Annotated in this window: 3 protein-coding genes and 1 pseudogene; all 4 read right to left on the bottom strand. The window is 58.5% G+C overall.

The window, feature by feature from the left end; all coding sequences use genetic code 11:
- A pseudogene (locus tag TU80_RS32960) lies at nucleotides 1–120 on the bottom strand (IS5/IS1182 family transposase); the annotation flags it as partial.
- A gap of 326 nt (nucleotides 121–446) precedes the next feature.
- The gene (locus TU80_RS30930) at nucleotides 447–1,877 is read right to left on the bottom strand and encodes an NAD-dependent succinate-semialdehyde dehydrogenase (RefSeq protein ID WP_057006135.1); all 1,431 of its coding nucleotides are present in this window, start codon (nucleotides 1,875–1,877) and stop codon (nucleotides 447–449) included.
- An 18-nt stretch (nucleotides 1,878–1,895) separates the two neighbouring features.
- Nucleotides 1,896–2,948 carry an alcohol dehydrogenase gene (locus TU80_RS30925; RefSeq protein WP_057006134.1) on the bottom strand — a complete coding sequence of 351 codons (1,053 nt, stop codon included), beginning with the start codon at nucleotides 2,946–2,948 and terminating at the stop codon, nucleotides 1,896–1,898.
- A 125-nt stretch (nucleotides 2,949–3,073) separates the two neighbouring features.
- The gene (locus tag TU80_RS32515; RefSeq protein ID WP_268939108.1) at nucleotides 3,074–3,196 is read right to left on the bottom strand and encodes an SDR family oxidoreductase; all 123 of its coding nucleotides are present in this window, start codon (nucleotides 3,194–3,196) and stop codon (nucleotides 3,074–3,076) included.
- Between the last annotated feature and the right edge of the window lie 3 nt (nucleotides 3,197–3,199).

Raw genomic sequence — 3,199 nt, 5'->3', positions numbered from 1 at the left:
GATCAAGGCAATCAAGCCCTTCCACGGCACCACCCGATCCATCTCGATCAGAAAACGCTCACGTCGGGTTTGTTTACGCTTGCCGGCATACTCAGCATCGGCGAAGGAGATCTGCTTCATCGGAAAATTCGGCGGGTGGTGTCCGGCTATTTTGCCAAAATCAGGAAGTCTTTTTCAGTTTCCTTAGATCTGACGCATTAAGTGCTTGCCAATGATCAGTTGCTGGGTATGGACGGTACCTTCATACAGGCGCACGTCGCGATAAAAGCGCTCAACCTTGTATCCGTTGATATGCCATAGGTCTGCGCTGATACATGCGCTTGTTGCCACAGTAATCGTCGCCGTCTTTCACGGCGCGATTACTGAGCGTGGCTGCATCAGATCCGACATCGGGCTCGGTCAGTGTGGTAAGAACCTGTTCGTTGGCCACTGCACACTCAAGTCAGTTAATTGAGTTGGGTCACGAATTTGGTCGTGAGGTAGCCATCGAAGGTTTCGCTACCGCCCTCACTGCCGTAGCCACTGTCCTTGATGCCGCCGAATGGCGTCTCCGCGACAGCGAGCCCCAGATGGTTGATCGACACCATACCTGCCTCAAGCCCGCGGGAGATGGTATTCGCGTTCTTACTGGACGTTGTGAAGGCGTAGGATGCCAGGCCAAACGGCAAGCGATTAGCGCGCTGCAAGGCCTCCTCCACTGTTTTGAAACGCACGATACCGGCCAGCGGTCCAAACGGCTCGTCGTTCATGAAGCGGGAATCTTCCGGCAAATCGGTCATTACGGTGGGTGCAAAGAAGTTGCCGTCTCCCGGTAACGCACTTCCACCTGTCAGGATGCTCGCCCCCCGTTGCCGCGCATCCTCAACAAACCTTTCCATGGCGGTTACGCGACGATGTTGCGCTAATGGCCCCATCTGGGTGCGAGCCTCCAGGCCATCGCCCACCTTCAAGGACTGGGCTTTGGCCACGAAGCACTCGACGAAGCGGTCATAGGCCCCTTCTTGAACAAAAAAGCGTGTGGGGGAAATACAGACCTGCCCCGCGTTGCGGAACTTGAAACCAGCCATTGTTTCCGCAGCGCTGTCAATATCGGCATCATTGCACACGATCACCGGCGCGTGGCCACCCAGTTCCATAGTGCAGCGTTTCATCAAAGAACCCGCCAGTGCGGCCAGATGCTGGCCCACGGGGGTCGAGCCTGTGAACGAGATCTTACGCACGATCGGTGACTTGATCAGGTGGTCCGAGATCATTCCTGAGTCCCCCGAGACCAGGTTCAACACGCCAGGCGGTAAACCGGCATCATGGAACAGTTGAGCGATGGCAACCACCGCACTGGGTGTGTCACTGGAGCCCTTGAGAATGACTGAACACCCCGCGCCCACTGCCGCCGCCACCTTGCGGAAGGCTTGACTGAAAGGGAAGTTCCACGGAGAGAACGCCACGCACACGCCGATTGGTTCATGCAAGACTGTCTGTTGCACCTGACTGTTGCGTGCCGGGATGATCCGACCGTAGATACGACGGCACTCCTCGGCATGCCAGTCGGCATGTTCGGCGCAGACGGTCACTTCACCTACGGCCTCGGCCAAGGGTTTGCCTTGTTCCAGCGTGATGTTGCGACCGATGGCCTGTGCACGCTCACGCATCAACTCGCCCACCTTGCGCAAGATCTGGCTGCGCTGCAGCGGCGAACTCTTGCGCCAGGACTCAAACGCGCGCTGCGCGGTCGACAACGCCAAATCCAGATCCGCGTGCGTTGCATGGGGCAGTTTGCCGACCGGAAGGTTCGTGGCAGGGTTGAGCACGTCGTGTTCACGACGTCCTCCGCCTTGAAGGAACTGACCATCAATATAAAGACTAAGCTCGGTATACATAGAGGGACCTTTGAAATTTCAGGGAATGAGGACCGTACGGCCGATCACCTTGCCGTTCTGCAGGTCCTGCATGGCGGAGTTGATTTCGGACATAGGACGGCGCGTCACGGGAATGGCAGACATTCCTGTACGCTTGACCAACTTCACCAACTCGTGCAACTCGGCCAGCGAGCCGACATAGCTGCCTTCAATGGTCAGCGGGCGCATAGGGATCACTGGCAGCGACAGGGTGATGTCGCCCCCCATCAGGCCGCAGATGACGATGTGCCCACCACGCGCACAGCTTGCGATGGCCAGGGTTACCGTTGGCGTGGCGCCCACCAGGTCGAGGACTGCACGTGCGCCACCGTCGGTGGCTTGCATGATCTGTTGTGCTGCATCAGTGGCTTTGCCGTCGATGACCGCTAACGCACCAGCAGCGAGCGCTGCCTCGCGCTTGCTCGCGTCGATATCGACCACGATAGCGCCATGGGCACCCATTGCCTTGAGTACCTCAATGGCCATCAGGCCCAGGCCGCCGGCACCAATGATGACCACTGGGCCTTCATGAATACGGTTACCAAACTTTGAGATGGCGCTGAAAGTCGTAACGCCGGCGCAAGCCAGCGGTGCGGCTTCAGCGTCGTCGAGTCCCTCGATATCCACCAGGTAGCGTGGGTGCGGCACAATGACGTACTCGGCAAATCCGCCCGCCCGCACCACGCCTAACGCCTGCGGCTTGATGCAGATGTTTTCTTCGCCGCGCTGGCAGGCTGCGCATTCGCCACAGCCAATCCACGGGTGTACAAGGCTGCGCATACCAACCTTCAGCTGTCCCGCCTCGCTGCCAGCAGAGATGACTTCACCACATATTTCGTGGCTGAGGGTCATAGGCGGCTTGATTCCGCGATCGGCCAGCATCAGGCGCTTGCCAGCGCCCAGATCGTAAAAACCTTCCCACAGGTGAAGGTCGGTGTGACACAAACCGGCGGCTTTCACCCGCAACAGCACCTCGGTGCCCTGCGGTTGCGGGATCGGTTTGTCTGTCAGCTTTAGCGGCTGGCCGTGGTGTGTGACGCAATAACAACGCATAGAATGCCTCTTGATTGAAGATAGGAAGTCGAAGCTGCTAAGCACGAGCGTTTGACAAGTCGATCATGAAGTCCAGGCTAGATGCGCAGCCCGGCAGCAAGATCAACTCGTCGACCGTGCCTGCGTCAGTTGGCGGTGTAGCCGCCATCGACCACCAGCTCTGCGCCATGCACGAAGGACGACTCGTCCGACGCGAGGAAGAGCACTGCCTGTGACACTTCGATTGGCTGAGCCGGACGCTTGAGCAGGGT

Source organism: Pseudomonas veronii (genome assembly GCF_001439695.1).
Taxonomy (GTDB): domain Bacteria; phylum Pseudomonadota; class Gammaproteobacteria; order Pseudomonadales; family Pseudomonadaceae; genus Aquipseudomonas; species Aquipseudomonas veronii.
This window is presented reverse-complemented; position numbering and strand designations above follow the sequence as displayed.

What these genes read in the sequence shown, in the direction of transcription:
- TU80_RS30930 (WP_057006135.1), bottom strand. Translation starts at nt 1,877, where the DNA reads ATGTATACCGAGCTTAGTCTTTATATTGATGGTCAGTTCCTTCAAGGC.
- TU80_RS30925 (WP_057006134.1), bottom strand. Translation starts at nt 2,948, where the DNA reads ATGCGTTGTTATTGCGTCACACACCACGGCCAGCCGCTAAAGCTGACA.